The following is a 17,684-nucleotide window of genomic DNA, read 5'->3' on the forward strand; positions in this document are numbered from 1 at the left end:
CCTTTGACACAAACGTGAAGCCGCAACGGCTTCACCCCAATGCGGTATCCATCGCCATCATCAAGCAAAATCCAATGCAGAGCCCCAAGCTGGCGAGCTTTTCGTGGCCATTGCGCCGCGACTCCGGGATCACCTCATGGGTCACTACCAACAGCATCGCCCCGGCAGCCAGCGCCAGCCCCAAAGGCAACAACACCTCGGCCAGGCTCACCAGCCAAGCGCAGAGCACGGCAAACACCGGTTCCACCAAGCCTGAAGCAGCACCAATCAGGAATGCCTTGGCCCGCGACATCCCTGCCCCGGCCAACACCAACGCAATCACAAGACCTTCGGGCACATCCTGCAAGGCGATGCCCATGGCCAAGCTGTCGGCATCCGGCATGCCGCCGCCGGCAGAGACGCCAACCGCCATGCCTTCCGGAATGTTGTGAGCAATGATAGCGAACACGAATAGCCAGATGCGCGGCGGTATCACCGGTTTGTCCGGTGTGCCCACCAGCATTTCCGGACTCGCGCCGGAGACCCTGCGGTCAACCAGATACAGCCCGAACGCTCCCAACATAATGCCGAAACTGATCAGCCCGCTCGCGCCCCAGGACGTAAGCCCCAGGCTTTCTGCAGCAGCGATACCCGGTACCACCAGTGAAAAGGCGGTTGCAGCCAGCATCACGCCAGCCCCAAAGCCCAGCAAGGTATCGCTCACGGCCACCGGCATCCGCCGAATCACCAATACCGGAACCGCGCCCAGCGCAGTACCGAGCGCGCAGATCGCCCCGCCCTGCAAAGCACGCAGGATGCGCGGTTCAAGGTCCAGCCAGGCCAGCCCGTGGGCCACCAGCAATGCAGTACCTGCCAGTAGCAGTAGCGAGCCAAGCGCATAGCGAAACAGTCGCACGCTGCCGATCGCCAGTGTTTCAGTGCCCATAGTCGGCCTTAGATCTTGTTATAGAGGTAAATGTCAGGCCATAGCAGCCTGATAGCGTGCGGCAACTTCTGGCCAGTTAATAACACTGTAGAAGGCATTGATGTATTCCGGGCGGCGGTTCTGGTAGCGCAAATAGTAAGCATGCTCCCATACGTCCAGGCCGAGGATCGGCGTGTTGCCGCTCATCAGCGGGCTGTCTTGGTTACCGCTGCTTTCCACCACCAAGGTCTTTTGCGGCGTAACGCTCAGCCAAGCCCAGCCACTGCCGAAGCGGGTCAATGCGGCTTTGGTGAAGGCCTCCTTGAAACTATCAAAACCTCCAACTTGCTCGTCAATTGCCTTGCCCAATGCGCCCTCTGGCTTACCGCCCCCTTGAGGTGACATCACCGCCCAGAACAGCGAGTGGTTAGCGTGGCCGCCACCTTGGTTGATCACGGCTGCGCGAAGCTTTTCCGGTATTTGGTGCACGCTGGACACCAGTTTTTCCACCGGCCAGCCGGCGAACTCGGTGCCCTCGACGGCGGCATTAAGGTTGTTGATGTAGGTCTGATGATGCTTGGTGTAGTGAATTTCCATGGTTTGCGCATCAATATGCGGCTCCAGGGCATCGTAGGCGTAAGGCAAGGCAGGCAAGGTATAGGTCATATCAATGTGCTCCGTATTGAGGCGTAGTCGGTTGCGCCGCAGTACCGCCCAGCAAGCGATGGGTGCGCGGGTACTCGCCGTGATCGCTGATGAAATTCAACAGTTCGACGTAAGTCTTGCTGCTCTGGCGCAGGGCCGCCTCCCGCAGCTGCGGGCTCAGGCGCGCGTCCTGCATGGTCTGCAGCAAGCGCTGGTGAATGGCGCAAAGGTATTCGGCGCTTTCCTCAGGCTGATTCAAGTGCAGATGCAGGTCCGCCAGGTTGTGATGGGAAATGACGCAAGCCGCCACTGCTTCGTCGGCATTCGCCCAGCGTTCGAACAACACCTGGGCCAAGGCCAGGGCTTGCAAATAGGCCTCGCGAGCGTCAACCAACTCGCCTTGCATAAAGCAGCGATTGGCCCGTTCGATCGTGCGCTTCCAGTGCTCCATGGTGAGCCTCCAAAGCAGAGTCGGTGATTAAACGCCGCCAGCCGTGAGCTTTTCCGGATCCAGCAGGATTTCCAGTTGGCTGCGCGGCAAGTCGGTGTGTTCAAGGGCGACATCAATCACTGGACGGCCTTGCTGATAGGCCTTCTTGGCGATTTCAGCAGCCTTTTGGTATCCAATGATCGGGTTGAGTGCAGTAACCAGTATCGGGTTGCGCGACAGTGCTTCCTTGAGCTTGGCTTCATTGACCTTGAAGCTGGCGATGGCTTTGTCCGCCAGCAGGCGGCTGGAGTTGGCCAGCAGTTCGAGGCTGCTGAGCAGGTTCTGGGCGATGATAGGCAGCATCACGTTCAGCTCGAAGTTGCCGGATTGGCCAGCGACGGTAATCACCGTGTCATTGCCAATGACTTGTGCAGCCACCATGGCAGTCGCTTCAGGGATTACAGGGTTGACCTTGCCGGGCATGATCGAAGACCCCGGCTGCAGGCCTTCCAGCTCGATCTCACCCAGGCCGGCAAGTGGACCGGAGTTCATCCAGCGCAGGTCATTGGCGATTTTCATCAGCGATACGGCGGTGGCTTTCAGTTGGCCGGACACCGCCACGGCTGTGTCCTGGGAACCAATCAGCGCAAACAGGTTTTTACCCGGAGTGAATTTCACATCCGTCAGGCTGCTTAGTTGCTGACTGAAACGCGCCGCGAATTCCGGATGGGCGTTGATCCCAGTGCCCACCGCCGTTCCGCCTTGCGCGAGGGCCTGCAGGCTTGGCAGCAAGTCCTGCAGATGACCGATATTGGCTTTGAGTTGCTGCGCCCAACCATCGAGTACCTGACTCATACGGACCGGCATGGCGTCCATCAGGTGCGTGCGGCCTGTCTTGATGAACGGGTGAACTTCTTTGGCTTTCTGCTCGATCACCTGCACCAGGTGAAGAAGCGCCGGAAGCGTTTGCTCGTGCAATACCAGCGCCGCGCTGACGTGAATAGTGGTCGGGATAATGTCGTTGCTGCTTTGGCCGCAGTTGACGTGATCGTTCGGGTTCACCGCTTCGCCCAGCAAACGGCTGGCGAGGGTCGCGATCACTTCGTTGGCGTTCATGTTGGAGCTGGTACCAGAGCCGGTCTGGAAGATATCCACCGGGAAGTGCTGCATGAAGTCGCCTTCCAGCAACCCTTGGGCAGCATCAACGATGGCCTTGCCCTGCCCTTCGCTGATTTGCTTGAGGTCGACGTTGACCTTGGCGGCAGCAGCCTTGGCAAGGATCAAGGCGCGAATAAACTCTGCCGGCATACGTTGGTGGCTGATAGGGAAGTTGTTCACTGCGCGCTGGGTCTGTGCGCCATACAAGGCCTCGGCAGGCACTTGCAGTTCGCCCATGCTGTCGCGTTCGATACGGGTGTTACTCATCGTTAGATCCTTGCACCAAGTCGGAGTGGGAGATTGATGGCAGCAATTCGCACGTCGCCAATTGCCAGGCAAAGGTCTGCCAGCGCTTGAGGCGGCAGGCACAGTGGGAGAGTTTTTCCAAGTCGCGCAGCGGGCGCCAAGCCTGATCCAGACAAGTGGAACGCCAATGCCAAGGCAAGGCGATATCACTGGCGGTATCGATTAACAGGCGGAATGACGTTTCAGCGATCGTCCACGGATGAGTCGCAGTGCAGCACGCCAGGTATCGACCCTCATTTAGGTAATGTTCGATCAGGCGAGGTTCATTAGGATCAAGGCCGCAGCGAATCTGACGACTCATCCAGCGCCAGCTTTCCAGGTACGGATCCTCATGCAGGACAGAACTCATGATCCACGCTCATTCGATAATGATATTTATTATTAAATGATATTGAGAATCAACGCAATGGCGGCATCGTGATCGCCCTGAATTCCAAGCACAAAAAAAGCGCGCTATCCGTGGGATAGCGCGCTTCTCAGAGAGGATCGATCAGCTGCCGGCGACAGTCATCCGCTCGATCAACACCGAACCGGTGCGAATATTGCTGCGCAGTTCCAGATCGTTACCCACGGCAACGATCTGCTTGAACATGTCACGCATATTGCCGGCAATCGTCACTTCCTGAACCGCGAACTGAATCTCGCCATTTTCCACCCAGAAACCCGCCGCGCCGCGGGAGTAATCGCCGGTGACCATGTTCAGGCCGTGCCCCATCAATTCGGTTACCAGCAGGCCACGTCCCATACGCCGCAACAGCGCTGCCTGATCTTCATCGCCATGGGTCACGAACAGGTTATGTACGCCGCCGGAGTTGGCAGTGCTGGGCAGGCCGAGTTTGCGACCTGAGTAAGTACCCAGTACGTAAGACACCAACTCACCGTTCTCGACGAACGGCTTGGCGTACGTGGCCAAGCCATCGCCATCGAACGCCGAGCTGCCCATGGCGCGCATCAAGTGCGGACGCTCATCAATGGTCAACCAATCGGGAAAGAGCTTCTGGCCAATGGCGCCTTCAAGGAACGACGACTTACGATACAGATTGCCGCCCGAAATCGCGCCAAGGAAACTGCCAAACAAACCGCCCGCCAGCTCCGCTGAAAACAGCACCGGCACTTCGCAGGTTGGCACCGGACGGGCGCCCAGGCGGCTAGCGGCACGTTGTGCGGCACGCTGACCAATGCTGACCGGGTCGGCCAGCAGTTCACCTTGACGGCTCACGTCATACCAGTAATCACGCTGCATCTGGCCATTGGCCTCGGCGATCATCACGCAGCTCAAGCTATGACGGGTGGATGCATATCCCCCGATAAACCCGTGGCTGTTGCCATAAACACGACAGCCTTGGTGAGTATTCAACGTGGTGCCATCGGCGTTCTTGATGCGGGCATCAGCATCAAACGCAGCGGCTTCACAGGTCAGCGCCAGCTCAATGGCCTGCTCGGGCGTAATGTCCCAGGCATGGAAAAGATCGAAATCCTTCAAGTCCTTGGCCATCAGCGCTTTGTCTGCCAGACCTGAGCTTTCATCTTCGGAAGTGTGCTTGGCAATCGCCAACGCGGCGGCCACAGTCTCGCGAATGGCTTCCGGGCCACTGGCGGAGGTACTGGCCGACCCTTTGCGCTGCCCCGAATACAAGGTGATGCCAAAGCCTTGGTCGCGGTTGAATTCAACAGTTTCCACTTCCCGCTGACGTACCGACGTCGACAGACCCTGCTCCAGCGAGACCGCAACTTCACAGGCACTGGCCCCCTGGCGCTTAGCCTCGGCAAGGATCTGCTCGACTTGTTCCTGCAGGGCCGGTAACGCTTGCGGACCGACGCTTTGGGCTGCACTCATGGTTTTCTCCACTCAAATTCTGCTTTCGGTTAAGGCCATCGAGCGACCGGGCCGGACAAGCGGCCCCCGACTGGTTATCATGGCGGCGTTTCTTTGCGGACTGCCACCATGGTTGATTCTTACGACGACTCCCTCGATGGGGAGAAAAGCAAAACCCAGGTCAAACGTGAGCTGCATGCTCTGGTTGACCTTGGCGAGCGCCTTACAACGCTCAAGAAAGACTTGATTGCAAAACTGCCACTGACCGACGAGATGCGCCGGGCGCTTGCTGACGCACCCAAGCACACTGCGAATATCGCGCGTAAACGGCACATCATGTTTATCGGCAAGCTGATGCGCGATCAGGACACTGACGCCATTCTGGCCTTGCTTGATCAAACCGATGCCTCCACTCGCCAGTACAACGAACGTTTCCATAATCTGGAACGTTGGCGTGACCGCCTGATCTCGGGCGATGACGCAGTGCTGGAGAAATTCGTGCTGGACTACCCGGATGCGGACCGCCAACAACTGCGCTCCCTGATCCGTCAGGCCCAGCACGAGCAGGCGCATAACAAGGCGCCCGCCACCAGCCGTAAAATCTTCAAATACATCCGTGAGCTGGACGAGACTCAACGCGGACTGCGTTGATGCCCTTCCCCGGGTGGCGATCTTCGCCACCCGAAGCTCCATCCCTTACGACCCCGTGCCACCCACGGTGATCGCATCAATTTTCAGGGTTGGCTGGCCGACACCGACCGGTACTGACTGCCCATCTTTCCCGCACACGCCGACGCCGCTGTCCAGCGCCAAGTCGTTGCCGACCATCGACACCTTGCTCATGGCTTCCGGGCCATTGCCAATCAACGTTGCCCCTTTGACCGGCGCGGTAATCTTGCCGTCTTCGATCAGGTACGCCTCGCTGGTGGAGAACACGAATTTGCCACTGGTGATATCCACCTGGCCGCCGCCGAGGTTGGCGCAGTAGATACCGCGTTTAACCGAGGCGATGATTTCCGCCGGATCGCTTTCGCCACCGAGCATGTAGGTGTTGGTCATGCGGGGCATCGGCAGGTGCGCGTAGGACTCACGGCGGCCATTACCGGTGCGCGCCACGCCCATCAGGCGGGCATTGAGTTTGTCTTGCATGTAGCCCTTGAGCACACCGTTTTCAATCAGGGTGGTGCATTCAGTAGGCGTGCCTTCGTCATCGACGCTCAGCGAACCACGGCGACCAGCCAAGGTTCCGTCATCGACAATGGTGCAGAGCTTGGACGCAACCATCTCGCCCATACGCCCGCTGTAGGCAGAGCTGCCCTTGCGGTTGAAGTCACCTTCCAGGCCGTGGCCCACGGCTTCGTGGAGCAATACCCCTGACCAGCCAGAACCCAGCACCACCGGCAGCGTACCCGCCGGGGCCGGAATAGCTTCCAGGTTCACCAACGCCTGGCGCAGCGCTTCACGGGCATAGCCCATCGCGCGGTCTTCAGTAAGGAAATAACGGTAGTCAGTACGCCCGCCGCCGCCATGCCCACCGCGCTCGCGGCGACCGTTCTGTTCGACGATCACACTGACATTGAAGCGCACCAAAGGCCGTACATCCGCCGCCAGGCCGCCGTCGGTGGATGCCACCAGGATGCGCTCCCACACACCGGCCATGCTCACGGTGACCTGCTGGATACGTGGATCCAGGGCGCGGGTAGCCGCGTCGATGCGCTTGAGCAAATCGACCTTTTCCGCCCGGCTGATCACTTCCAAAGGATTGTCCGGCGCGTATAGCTGGGCCACGTCCTGAGTGCTGAACGCTTGCACCGTGCCATTTTGGCCGGCGCGGGAGATCGAACGCGCTGCACGTGCGGCAAGACCCAAGGCCTCCAAAGTGATTGCGTTGCTGTAGGCAAAACCGGTCTTTTCACCGGATTGCGCGCGCACGCCGACACCTTGGTCGAGGTTGAAACTGCCTTCCTTGACGATGCCATCTTCCAGCGCCCAGGACTCGGAAATCTGGCCCTGGAAATACAGGTCAGCGGCGTCGATTCCTGGCCCGGCAAGATCGCCCAACACGGTTTGCAAGCTTTCGATGGTCACGCCACCGGGTGCCAGGAGGTGTTCACTGACTGAGGACAACAACTCGCTCATAGGTTTGGCCTTAAATTCATCGTTCTGAAGCAGGTCGCTGCGCGCCCTGCGAGAAAAAGCGCCGATGGTTGACCACCGGCATGCGCGCCCGTATCGACGCCTGTTCACTGCTATCGCGCTCGGCCAGCAACACCGCTTCGCCTTGATCCTGTTGTTTCAGCACACGCCCCCACGGGTCGACAATCGCTGCATGACCATGGGTTTCCCGTGGTCCCGGATGCACGCCGCCCTGGGCCGCCGCCAGCACATAGCACTGGGTTTCGATGGCCCGTGCGCGTATCAGCACGTCCCAGTGCGCGGCACCGGTTACAGCGGTAAAGGCCGAGGGCGCGGTGATCAATTCAGCCCCCGCCGCCCGCAGCTCGCTGTACAGCTCAGGAAAGCGAAGGTCGTAACACACCGTCAGGCCCAAACGGCCGACCGGTGTATCCGCCACCACCACGTTACTCCCGAAAGCATAGTCGTCGGACTCCCGATAGCGACCCCGGGCATCGGCCACATCCACGTCAAACAAATGCAGCTTGTCGTACCGAGCAACGATTTCGCCATGATCATCGATCAACAGCGAGCAGGCATTGGATTTGGAGTTCGGTTGGTCCTTGGGCGGCAACGGCAATGTGCCGGCCACTATCCATAAAGTGAGGTCGCGGGCGGTCTGTTTCAACCACGGCAGGATGGGACCTTCGCCCAGAGCCTCAGCCCGACCGATGTCCGCCACGTCGCGGCGGCCCATTGCGGCGAAGTTTTCCGGCAGCACCGCCAGCTTCGCGCCGCCCGCCGCCGCTTTTTCCAACAAACGCCGAGCCTGTGCCAGATTGGCCAACACATCGCTCTGGCTGACCATTTGAATTACCGCAAAGGACATGAGCCGACACTCCGTAATGGGCATGCACCAAAAAAAGAGAGCCCCATGCTACTCCGCAGGCCCTCAGTTTGGTTTTTCAAATGGCTTGTCGAAGGTGATTTTTGGATCCTTCCACGGTCCTTCCACCTTGTATTGGACGCTGGCAAAACGCGAAACCCGATCACCAATCAGCTTGTCGATCAGGAACAAAGCCCCACCAATGGCAGGTGCACCGACGATCAGTGCAGCGATCGGCAGGTTGTTGGTCACAGGCAACGTCACCAACAACTTGGCATCGACGCGGTCAGCTACCAAGTCCAAGGTACCGTTCAGTTCCAAGTTGCTCGACGGCCCGGTCATAGTGATCGGCTCCCGCGTGACGAACACACCGTTGCTCGCCGCCAACAGGCCTTTGACTCGGTCATAGCTCAAGCCTTTGCCGAGCAGGTCGGAGAAATCCAGCCGCAGGCGTCGCCCGATGGAGTTGAAGTTGAGCAGACCGAACACCCGCAGCGCCTGGGCGCCACCTTCAACTTCAACAAACTGACCTTTTCGGAACGCTGCATCCAGGCTACCGGAGAAGCGCTTTGGCCCGACCCACGCCGGCGAACCAGGCCAACGCCCATCCACATCCAGATGGAAGTCTTCGCTGGTTACAGTGGGTGCATAGCCCCAGCCCTTGAGTACATCGGCGATATTTTTACCGTCCAGGCGGCCTTTGTACCAACTGCTGCTGCCCCCTGGAGCGCCTTCCCATCCGCCAGCGCCTTTGAGCTGCATGCCCTTCAGACCTAGGTCCAGATCGCTGAAAGCCAAGCCTTTAGTAGTTGGACGGATTTTTAGCGACCACGCGCCCAGCAGCTCGGGCCCCTGGAACAGTTGCGCAATGGCGATATCCAGAGCCGGAATATCCTTTGGGTCGATGCTGCCCAACGGGTCGGGGGCGTTTTCATCGGCCTGCACCGTAGGGTCCACCGCCGGTAGTTTTACGTATTGCAGGTTGACCCCAATCGGCGCGACCTTACTATCAGGCAAGGTCACACTGCCCTTGGCCTGCTGACTGTCGAACTGCAAGCCCCAGGCAACGGGTTTTCGGTCCAACTGCAGATTGACCTGATCGAACTGAGTACCTAAACCGGTGAGTTTGCCTATCTTGAAGTCGGCACCGCTTAGCAGTTGCTTGGCACTGCCACCCGGATCGTTGCCGGCATACTGGCTCACCAGTTTTTTCCACGGATCGATGTCGAGCTCCGAAAGCACTCCACGAATGCGCAAGCCCTTGGCAGCGGGCAGCAATGCATCGCCATCGCCGAGGAACAACTCGCCACGGCCATCATTGAATTTGTCCGGCGGCGCAGCAAAGGTAAAGTTGGCCAGCTCACCGTAATCAAACCAGTAGCGTCGTTCGGCGCCCTGCAAGGTCATGCGGAATACGCTGTCACGCCCCTGGCTCGCTGGCATGCCGAACGGTGCAGGCAAGTCCACCGCAACACCCTTGAGATTGGAGCTGACCATCAACTGGCTGTCGGCACCGTCCAGGTTGAGCTGCAACTGATACGGAATATCACCGGAAACCGGCAACGGCTGGCTGATTTTCAACCACTCTGTCAGCCGCTTGACCGTCACCTGGCCCCTGGCGGTTACACGGGTGCTGATATTGCCCGGTTTGCCATCGGCAAAGATTTGCGCGGAGATCGGCCGGTCAAACGCCTGGGCCGTGATGTTCTCGCCACTAAGGCCCTTGGCGCTGTCGAAGCGGAAATTGCCCTTGAGTTGAGTCAGGTCCAGGGGTGGTTCAGCCAGTTGCAGGCGTGCCTTGTCGGTCTGGAAATCCACTACGATCTTGGGCTCGATGCCTTTAACAAGCGGAACATCCAGGTCCAACTTGCCTTGCAGGTCGCCTTCGCCTTTCCAGCCGGTAAAGGTGGAAGCGGTACCAATTGGCGCTTCTTGAAGGATCTTCAGCCCATCCCCCAGGCCGCCGGCAAAACCACCTGTCAGCAGCAGGTGACTTTCCTTGCCGGACGGTGCGTGGGGAATATTGACGTACACGTCCTTGACCTTGGTATCCAACAACTGGCCCTTGCTGGCCAGGATACGCACACCAGTCTCTTCGACAAACACCTCACCCTTGACCTTGCTCACATGAGGCCAGCCCGGCTGGAACGCTAACTCGGCGTCATGCACCTTGAAGAACAGGCTGATATTGCGCGAAGCCGGCAACGCGTCGTGATTCAACGAACCCTGATACTGGAAAAAACCTTGATCCACCGCCCCCTTGAGAATCGCCGTGCGCAGCCATTCATCAAGGGCCGGGCTCAGCACCGCAGGCAGGTACTTTGGAGTGAAACGCCCATCGCCGTCGACCATACCGACCCGCAGGTCCATGTAGTCTTCCTGGCTATGGTCGAAATGCAGGCGGATCAGGAAGTCCGCAGCGATCTTGCCTTCTTCTCCCAGCACCTTGATATACGGGGCGATGAGGGTGAAGCCTTCTTTATCCAGCTTCCAGGTCAGGCGCGCATTGGCCTGTAGATATTGCCAGGGCTTGGCGAAGATCGGATCGAGGTGCAGGGAAAAATCCTTGCTGTCCATGCGCAACTCGCCACCGCCCAAGTCGCCGCTGATACTGCCAGACACGTTTCGCGCGGCCGGTGCTCCGAAATAGGCGTCAAACCCGACCCGCTCAAGGTTGGCAGCAAAACTGACTTTTTGATCGGTCGTATCCTGAGGACGGAAATCCACCAGCACGTTGCGCAACAGGCCGATGGCCTTCAGATGCTCGACGGTCTTGGCGAAGCCTTCCGGCAGAGGCGCCAGAGCGTTCAGCAATGGCGTGATAGGGGTCAGGTCGAGGCGGTCAGCCTGCAGCTTCCAGACTTCCTGGTCCTTATCGGTAGCCAGAGTCTGTTGCAATTGCAGGCGCGACTCCCAGCGAGTTTCACCCAGGTTCATCGCCAGGGAATCAAACAGCACCTTAAGTCCCGTATCACTGCGTTGCAGATAAGCCGTGAGGGCCAGGTTTTCGATGAGCACTGGCTTGCGTTCTGCGTAGCGGCCTTTCACTTGTGGAGAGTTGAGGCGCACCACCGCGCTCTGCACAGTACCTTTGCCCCAGTTCAGCCAGAATTCACCGCCGGCTTTGAACTGCGTGAGTGTCCACTGCTGAGTCAGCTTGGCCGGAATCCACTTGGCCCAGTCGCTTTGCGGCAGGCTGAGGTAGGCCTGAACCTCGGCATCCTTCCATTGGCTGGCGCGAATGCGGCTGCGCAGGCTGAGCGCCATAGGCTGCCCGTCTGGCAGGGTCAGGCGTGCGTCCAGACGTTGACGGGTGATGCCGGTGTGCAGACTCAGACCCACGTAGGTCAAGGTGACCGGTGCCTGATCGAACGGTTGCAAAGTGAGCTGACTGTCGAGCAAGGACACGCGCTTTACCATCTGCATGCGCTTGAGCAATTGCTCCGGATCCAGCGGCTGCTCGTCCTGAACCGGCATGCCCTGAAGCGCCCAATGACCGTCCTTGCCTTCCTTGGCGCTCAGTTGCAGACCGCTGACCTGCAAGTGCGCCAGGCGCACCTCACGTGCCATCAGGCTGTCCCAGATAGCCGGCACCACTTCGACCTGGTCAAGACGCAAGGCATTGCTGCCCTCGCCGACCATCACGTCATGGGCCAGCAACACCGGGGCAAAACCGCTCCAGCGCCCTTCCAGGCTGCCGATGTGCAGCGGCACGCCCAACGCCGCCTGGGCCTTGGCTTCAACTTCGGCACGGTATTCGGCTACCAGGGGGGTCAATTCACGACCTAAGCTCACATACACCGCCGCCAAAACCAGCAGCAAGGCGCACAGACCCAGGCCCCAGCGGGTCAAAGCGGCAAAAAAGCGTATCAGACGCTCCATGTCAGGCGACCCTCAAGGCAGTAGGCGGACGGCAGCTCAAGGTCTGCCGGTCTCGAAGAAAGAACGCGAATGGGGATCAGAGCAGCACCACGTCGTATTGTTCCTGGGAATACATGGTTTCAACCTGGAAACGAATCGTGCGCCCAATAAATCCTTCCAGCTCGGCAACGTTGCCGGACTCTTCGTCCAGCAGCCGGTCGACCACTTTCTGATTGGCAAGCACTCTATAACCTTCGGCCTGATAGGCCCGCGCCTCTCGTAAGATTTCCCGGAAAATCTCGTAGCAAACCGTTTCGGGGGTCTTTAACTTACCCCGTCCCTGGCAACTGCTGCACGGTTCGCATAGCACCTGCTCAAGGCTTTCACGGGTGCGCTTGCGCGTCATCTGCACGAGGCCCAGCTCGGTAATACCGATGATATTGGTCTTGGCGTGATCGCGTTCGAGCTGCTTCTCCAGGGTGCGCAGCACCTGACGCTGGTGGTCTTCATCTTCCATGTCGATAAAGTCGATGATGATGATGCCGCCCAGGTTGCGCAGGCGCAGTTGGCGCGCAATCGCAGTAGCGGCCTCAAGGTTGGTCTTGAAGATGGTCTCTTCGAGATTGCGATGGCCAACGAAAGCGCCAGTGTTGACGTCAATGGTGGTCATAGCTTCCGCCGGGTCCACCACAAGATAGCCCCCGGACTTGAGCGGGACCTTGCGCTCCAGGGCCTTCTGGATTTCGTCTTCGACGCCATACAGGTCGAAGATCGGCCGCTCGCCAGGGTAGTGTTCCAAGCGGTCAGCAATTTCCGGCATCAACTCGGCAACAAATTGCGTGGTTCGCTGGAAGGTTTCCCGCGAGTCGATACGAATTTTCTCGATCTTGGGGCTGACCAGGTCGCGCAACGTGCGCAGCGCCAGGCCCAGGTCTTCATAGATGACGCTTGGCGCACCGATGGTTTTGATCTGTGCGCCGATCTGATCCCACAGACGCCGGAGGTAGCGGATGTCCATAAGGATTTCATCGGCACCCGCGCCTTCAGCGGCAGTACGCAGAATAAAACCACCCGCCTCTTTGATGCCTTCGGCGGCCACGCAGTCGCTGACCACCTTTTTCAGGCGCTCGCGCTCGGCCTCATCTTCGATTTTCAGCGAAATGCCGACGTGGGCAGTACGCGGCATGTACACCAAGTAACGCGATGGAATCGACAGCTGGGTGGTCAGGCGTGCGCCCTTGGAACCGATGGGGTCCTTGGTGACTTGCACCACCAGGCTCTGCCCTTCATGTACCAGGGCGCTGATGCTTTCTACCGCTGGCCCTTCGCGCAGGGAAATTTCCGACGCGTGGATAAACGCAGCGCGGTCCAGGCCTATGTCGACAAAAGCCGCCTGCATGCCCGGCAACACCCGCACTACTTTGCCTTTATAGATATTGCCCACGATCCCGCGTTTCTGGGTGCGCTCAACGTGCACTTCTTGCAGAACACCGTTCTCTACCACCGCCACGCGCGATTCCATCGGCGTGATATTGATCAGAATCTCTTCACTCATGGCTGGGTCTCGTTCAGGCGTTTTCACAATAGTGACCGATCGCTTAAGGCTGGGCGCTGATGCAAGGCGTTTAGCGCACGGTAAGGTTTTGCCAACAGGGTATGCCGAATTGGTCGAGCAGTTGCGCGGTTTCGCACACCGGCAGCCCTACTACGGCGGAATAACTGCCATTGAGGCCCGCGACAAACACCGAGCCAAGCCCTTGAATAGCATAGCCGCCCGCCTTGTCCTGGGGTTCGCCACTGTGCCAGTAGGCTGTCGCTTGTTCGACAGTGATCCCACAAAAACGTACACGACTGCTTACACATTGGGTTTCGCAGCGCTGGCCGTCGGTGAGCGCGATGGCGGTGAGCACTTCATGCTCACGTCCAGACAAGGCCATCAACATCGCCAGGGCATCGGCCTGGTCTACCGGCTTACCGAGGATCTGACCGTCCACGATCACTGCCGTGTCGGCACCCAGCACACAAGCACCCAATGGACGATCAAGCGCAGCAAATCCGGCCAACGCCTTGCCGCGCGCAAGACGCTCGACGTAGGCAACAGCCGATTCATTGGTAAGAGGAGTTTCATCGATAGCGGCGCTGACCACGGTGAAAGGCACGCCGATCTGGCTCAGCAATTCACGCCGTCTTGGGGAGCCCGAGGCCAGATAAAGCGAATTCATTGCAGACTCTCCCTGTGGGGTTCGATAACCAGGCAGAGCCTCGCAATCCATTCAATTGATTTTATAGCGTCGGCGTAACCCACGCAGACCGAAACTGATCCAGGGCCACAACAGCGCACTGACCAAAGCTGGCAAAACCAGCGCCAGGGTCGGCTGACGGTTACCGGTCAAGGCACTGAGCCACAGTTGTACCAACTGCGCCAGACCGAAGATCACCAGAATCACCAGGCACTGCTGCCACATCGGGAACATGCGCAAACGCTGCTGCAACGACAGCACCAGAAAGGTGATGAGGGTCAGGATCAACGCGTTCTGGCCCAGCAAGGTGCCATATAGCACATCTTCCGCCAAGCCCAGGAACATGGCTGTGACCATGCCCACTTTATGCGGCAGGTTCAGTGACCAGAAGGCCAGCAGCAATGCCAGCCAGAGGGGTCGCAAGATTTCCATGAATTGCGGCAGCGGTGAAACGCTGAGCAGCAGTCCAATGGCGAACGTCAACCAAACGATCCAGCCATTGCTCGAATGAGTACTGGCCATTATTCCTCCCTCTGCCGCGTGGTAGCCGCAGCTGCGGCTGGAGGCTTCGTAGCGGGCGTCGTGGTGGCAGGCGTGCTGACCGGCGGTTTCGCTGCGGCCGGTTTCACCGGATGCGCGTTATGGGCCGCGGGCTTGACCGGCGTGGCCACGGGCGCTGCAACTGCTGGAGTTGCCGCCGGAACAACGGGAGTCGCCGCTGCGGGCTTGGGTACGGTCGCGGGAATCACCGGCGCCGTGCCGTTTTTCTTGTCTTCCGCTTCCTGGGCCTGGGCGGCGTCGTTGGCGCGCTCTTCCGGGGTGCGGTTATCGCTGAACACCAGCAGCAGGTAGCGGCTGCGGTTCAAGGCGGCAGTGGGCACGGCGCGTACAATGGCGAAGGGCTGACCGGAATCGTGGATCACTTCCTTAACTGTCGCTACCGGGTAACCCGCGGGGAACCGCTGACCCAGACCGGAGCTGACCAACAGGTCGCCTTCCTTGATGTCGGCGGTGTCGGCGACGTGACGCAGCTCCAGGCGCTCGGGGTTGCCGGTGCCACTGGCAATCGCGCGCAAGCCGTTACGGTTCACTTGCACCGGAATGCTGTGGGTCGTGTCCGTCAGCAGCAGAACCCGCGATGTGTAGGGCATCAGCTCTACTACTTGCCCCATGAGGCCACGGGCATCCAGTACCGGCTGCCCGAGGACCACACCGTCGCGCTCACCCTTGTTGATGATGATGCGGTGAGTAAAGGGATTCGGGTCCATGCCGATCAACTCGGCCACTTCGACCTTCTCGTTGACCAGTGCTGAAGAATTGAGCAGCTCGCGCAGCCGAACGTTCTGCTCCGTGAGGGCCGCGAGCTTTTGCATGCGCCCCTGCAAAAGCAGGTTTTCAGTCTTGAGTTTTTCGTTTTCGGCGACGAGCTCGGTGCGGCTGCCAAATTGGCTGGACACGCCCTGGAATAGACGTTGCGGCAGGTCGGTGATCCAGTAAGTCTGCATCAACACCAGCGACATCTGGCTACGCACCGGCTTGAGCAGTGAGAAGCGGGCATCGACCACCATCAGCGCGACCGAAAGCACGACCAGCACCAATAAGCGCACGCCCAATGAGGGGCCTTTGGCGAAAAGCGGTTTAATAAGCCGCTCCTCCCAGGCAAATGTTCTCTTTATTCATACGGCATCTAACCGGCCTGGATGCAGATTGAAGAAGATAAACGCCGACAGGCAGCACTGAGAAGTGCTGCCTGCGGGCGAAACATGGCGCAACCAACGAGCTTATTCGCTGGAAAGCAGGTCCATGGTGTGTTTATCCATCATTTCCAGTGCACGACCACCGCCACGCGCAACGCAGGTCAGCGGGTCTTCGGCGACGATCACCGGCAGGCCGGTTTCCTGGGCCAGCAACTTGTCGAGGTCACGCAACAGGGCGCCACCACCGGTCAGCACCAGGCCTCGCTCGGCGATATCGGAAGCCAGCTCCGGCGGCGATTGCTCCAGGGCGCTCTTCACAGCCTGAACGATGGTGGCCAGGGACTCTTGCAGAGCTTCCAGCACTTCATTGGAGTTCAGGGTGAAAGCACGTGGAACGCCTTCGGCCAGGTTGCGACCGCGAACATCGACTTCGCGAACTTCGCCGCCCGGGTAAGCGGTACCGATTTCCTGCTTGATGCGCTCGGCGGTGGATTCGCCGATCAGGCTGCCGTAGTTACGACGAACGTAAGTGATGATCGCTTCGTCGAAACGGTCGCCGCCTACGCGTACGGATTCGGCATACACCACACCGTTCAGGGAAATCAGGGCGATCTCGGTAGTACCACCACCGATATCCACCACCATCGAACCGCGAGCTTCTTCAACCGGCAGGCCGGCACCGATCGCAGCAGCCATTGGCTCTTCGATCAGGAATACTTCGCGGGCACCGGCGCCAAGGGCCGATTCACGGATGGCACGACGCTCAACCTGGGTGGACTTGCATGGAACGCAGATCAGCACACGAGGGCTGGGCTGCAGGAAACTGTTTTCGTGAACCTTGTTGATGAAGTACTGCAGCATCTTCTCGCAGACACTGAAGTCGGCGATCACGCCGTCTTTCATCGGACGAATGGCAGCAATATTGCCTGGTGTACGGCCGAGCATGCGCTTGGCCTCGGTGCCAACGGCAACGACACTTTTCTGATTACCATGGGTCCGAATGGCCACAACCGATGGCTCATTCAGAACGATACCGCGCTCGCGCACGTAAATAAGGGTGTTGGCAGTGCCCAGGTCAATGGAAAGATCGCTGGAAAACATGCCACGCAGTTTCTTGAACATGGGGAAAGGACCCTAGGCAACGCGTGGGTAAAAAAGTGCGGCAAACTCTAACAACGACAGGGATTTTGGGCAAGGCGCCAATGTGCTAAATTGGCCGACTTTCTGTGCACCAACCCCCACAATCGCGGCCTTATGACCGTAGAAATGCGGTAGTGTTCCGACAATCTAACACACGGACAGCCTCCGTTCTGTTTTCCACAGGAGATTCCCATGGCGCTTGAACGCTCCGACGTGGAAAAAATCGCGCATCTGGCCTCGCTTGGCCTCAATGACGCCGATCTTCCACAGACCACCGCAGCCCTGAACAGCATTCTCGGGCTGGTTGACCAAATGCAGGCCGTAAACACCGACGGCATCGAGCCCCTGGCTCACCCGCTGGAAGCGAGCCAGCGCCTGCGCGCAGACGTCGTGACCGAGCGCAGTAATCGCGAGGCCTACCAGTCCATCGCGCCAGCGGTCGAAAACGGCCTGTACCTGGTTCCGAAAGTCATCGACTAAAGGGAA

General features: G+C 59.1%; 16 protein-coding genes. 2 read left to right on the forward strand and 14 right to left on the reverse strand.

Annotated elements, in window-relative coordinates:
* Window positions 1-31: 31 nt before the first annotated feature.
* The 6 genes from ACKZ62_RS23960 to pmbA all read right to left on the reverse strand — a co-directional run bounded on the left by ACKZ62_RS23960 (window position 32) and on the right by pmbA (window position 5,280).
* Entirely contained in the window at window positions 32-925 is an 894-nt protein-coding gene (locus ACKZ62_RS23960; RefSeq protein ID WP_099601139.1) for a ZIP family metal transporter, read from the reverse strand.
* Window positions 926-958: 33 nt separating this feature from the next.
* Window positions 959-1,570 carry a superoxide dismutase gene (locus ACKZ62_RS23965; protein ID WP_447095911.1) on the reverse strand — a complete coding sequence of 204 codons (612 nt, stop codon included), beginning with the start codon at window positions 1,568-1,570 and terminating at the stop codon, window positions 959-961.
* 1 nt (window position 1,571) lies between these two features.
* Window positions 1,572-2,000 carry a DUF2753 family protein gene (locus ACKZ62_RS23970; protein WP_032886271.1) on the reverse strand — a complete coding sequence of 143 codons (429 nt, stop codon included), beginning with the start codon at window positions 1,998-2,000 and terminating at the stop codon, window positions 1,572-1,574.
* Between the two features lie 27 nt (window positions 2,001-2,027).
* On the reverse strand, window positions 2,028-3,404 hold the full coding sequence (locus ACKZ62_RS23975; protein ID WP_447095912.1) for a class II fumarate hydratase: 1,377 nt from the start codon (window positions 3,402-3,404) through the stop codon (window positions 2,028-2,030).
* Window positions 3,397-3,792: a hypothetical protein gene (locus ACKZ62_RS23980; protein ID WP_032886269.1), complete on the reverse strand. Its 396-nt coding sequence runs from the start codon at window positions 3,790-3,792 to the stop codon at window positions 3,397-3,399. Before ACKZ62_RS23980 ends, ACKZ62_RS23975 begins: the two co-directional genes overlap by 8 nt.
* Window positions 3,793-3,933: 141 nt before the next feature.
* Window positions 3,934-5,280 carry a metalloprotease PmbA gene (pmbA, locus tag ACKZ62_RS23985; protein ID WP_032886268.1) on the reverse strand — a complete coding sequence of 449 codons (1,347 nt, stop codon included), beginning with the start codon at window positions 5,278-5,280 and terminating at the stop codon, window positions 3,934-3,936.
* A gap of 108 nt (window positions 5,281-5,388) precedes the next feature.
* Between pmbA and yjgA the strand changes: the two genes are divergently transcribed.
* A complete protein-coding gene (gene yjgA, locus ACKZ62_RS23990; protein WP_017138246.1) occupies window positions 5,389-5,910 on the forward strand; it encodes a ribosome biogenesis factor YjgA in 522 nt (173 codons plus the stop codon).
* Between the two features lie 45 nt (window positions 5,911-5,955).
* Here the strand turns inward: yjgA and tldD are convergent, their stop codons facing one another.
* The 8 genes from tldD to mreB all read right to left on the reverse strand — a co-directional run bounded on the left by tldD (window position 5,956) and on the right by mreB (window position 17,180).
* Window positions 5,956-7,398, reverse strand: a complete 1,443-nt coding sequence (tldD, locus tag ACKZ62_RS23995) for a metalloprotease TldD (protein ID WP_032886267.1) — start codon at window positions 7,396-7,398, stop codon at window positions 5,956-5,958.
* A gap of 16 nt (window positions 7,399-7,414) precedes the next feature.
* Window positions 7,415-8,263, reverse strand: coding sequence for a carbon-nitrogen hydrolase family protein (locus ACKZ62_RS24000; protein ID WP_122764739.1), 849 nt, complete (start codon window positions 8,261-8,263; stop codon window positions 7,415-7,417).
* 63 nt (window positions 8,264-8,326) lie between these two features.
* Window positions 8,327-12,142, reverse strand: a complete 3,816-nt coding sequence (locus ACKZ62_RS24005) for a YhdP family protein (RefSeq protein ID WP_447095913.1) — start codon at window positions 12,140-12,142, stop codon at window positions 8,327-8,329.
* Window positions 12,143-12,218: 76 nt separating this feature from the next.
* Window positions 12,219-13,676 (reverse strand): ribonuclease G, encoded by a 1,458-nt coding sequence (rng, locus tag ACKZ62_RS24010; protein ID WP_032886264.1) that lies wholly within the window; start codon window positions 13,674-13,676, stop codon window positions 12,219-12,221.
* Window positions 13,677-13,746: 70 nt separating this feature from the next.
* The gene (locus ACKZ62_RS24015) at window positions 13,747-14,343 is read right to left on the reverse strand and encodes a Maf family protein (protein ID WP_447095914.1); all 597 of its coding nucleotides are present in this window, start codon (window positions 14,341-14,343) and stop codon (window positions 13,747-13,749) included.
* A 51-nt stretch (window positions 14,344-14,394) separates the two neighbouring features.
* Window positions 14,395-14,883, reverse strand: a complete 489-nt coding sequence (mreD, locus tag ACKZ62_RS24020) for a rod shape-determining protein MreD (RefSeq protein ID WP_032886262.1) — start codon at window positions 14,881-14,883, stop codon at window positions 14,395-14,397.
* The gene (gene mreC, locus ACKZ62_RS24025; protein ID WP_081797680.1) at window positions 14,883-16,004 is read right to left on the reverse strand and encodes a rod shape-determining protein MreC; all 1,122 of its coding nucleotides are present in this window, start codon (window positions 16,002-16,004) and stop codon (window positions 14,883-14,885) included. Before mreC ends, mreD begins: the two co-directional genes overlap by 1 nt.
* A 138-nt stretch (window positions 16,005-16,142) precedes the next feature.
* Window positions 16,143-17,180 (reverse strand): rod shape-determining protein MreB, encoded by a 1,038-nt coding sequence (mreB, locus tag ACKZ62_RS24030; protein ID WP_002555108.1) that lies wholly within the window; start codon window positions 17,178-17,180, stop codon window positions 16,143-16,145.
* A gap of 210 nt (window positions 17,181-17,390) precedes the next feature.
* Between mreB and gatC the strand changes: the two genes are divergently transcribed.
* On the forward strand, window positions 17,391-17,678 hold the full coding sequence (gene gatC / locus ACKZ62_RS24035) for an Asp-tRNA(Asn)/Glu-tRNA(Gln) amidotransferase subunit GatC (RefSeq protein WP_447095915.1): 288 nt from the start codon (window positions 17,391-17,393) through the stop codon (window positions 17,676-17,678).
* The last annotated feature ends 6 nt before the right edge of the window (window positions 17,679-17,684 follow it).

The organism is Pseudomonas sivasensis (assembly GCF_052938085.1).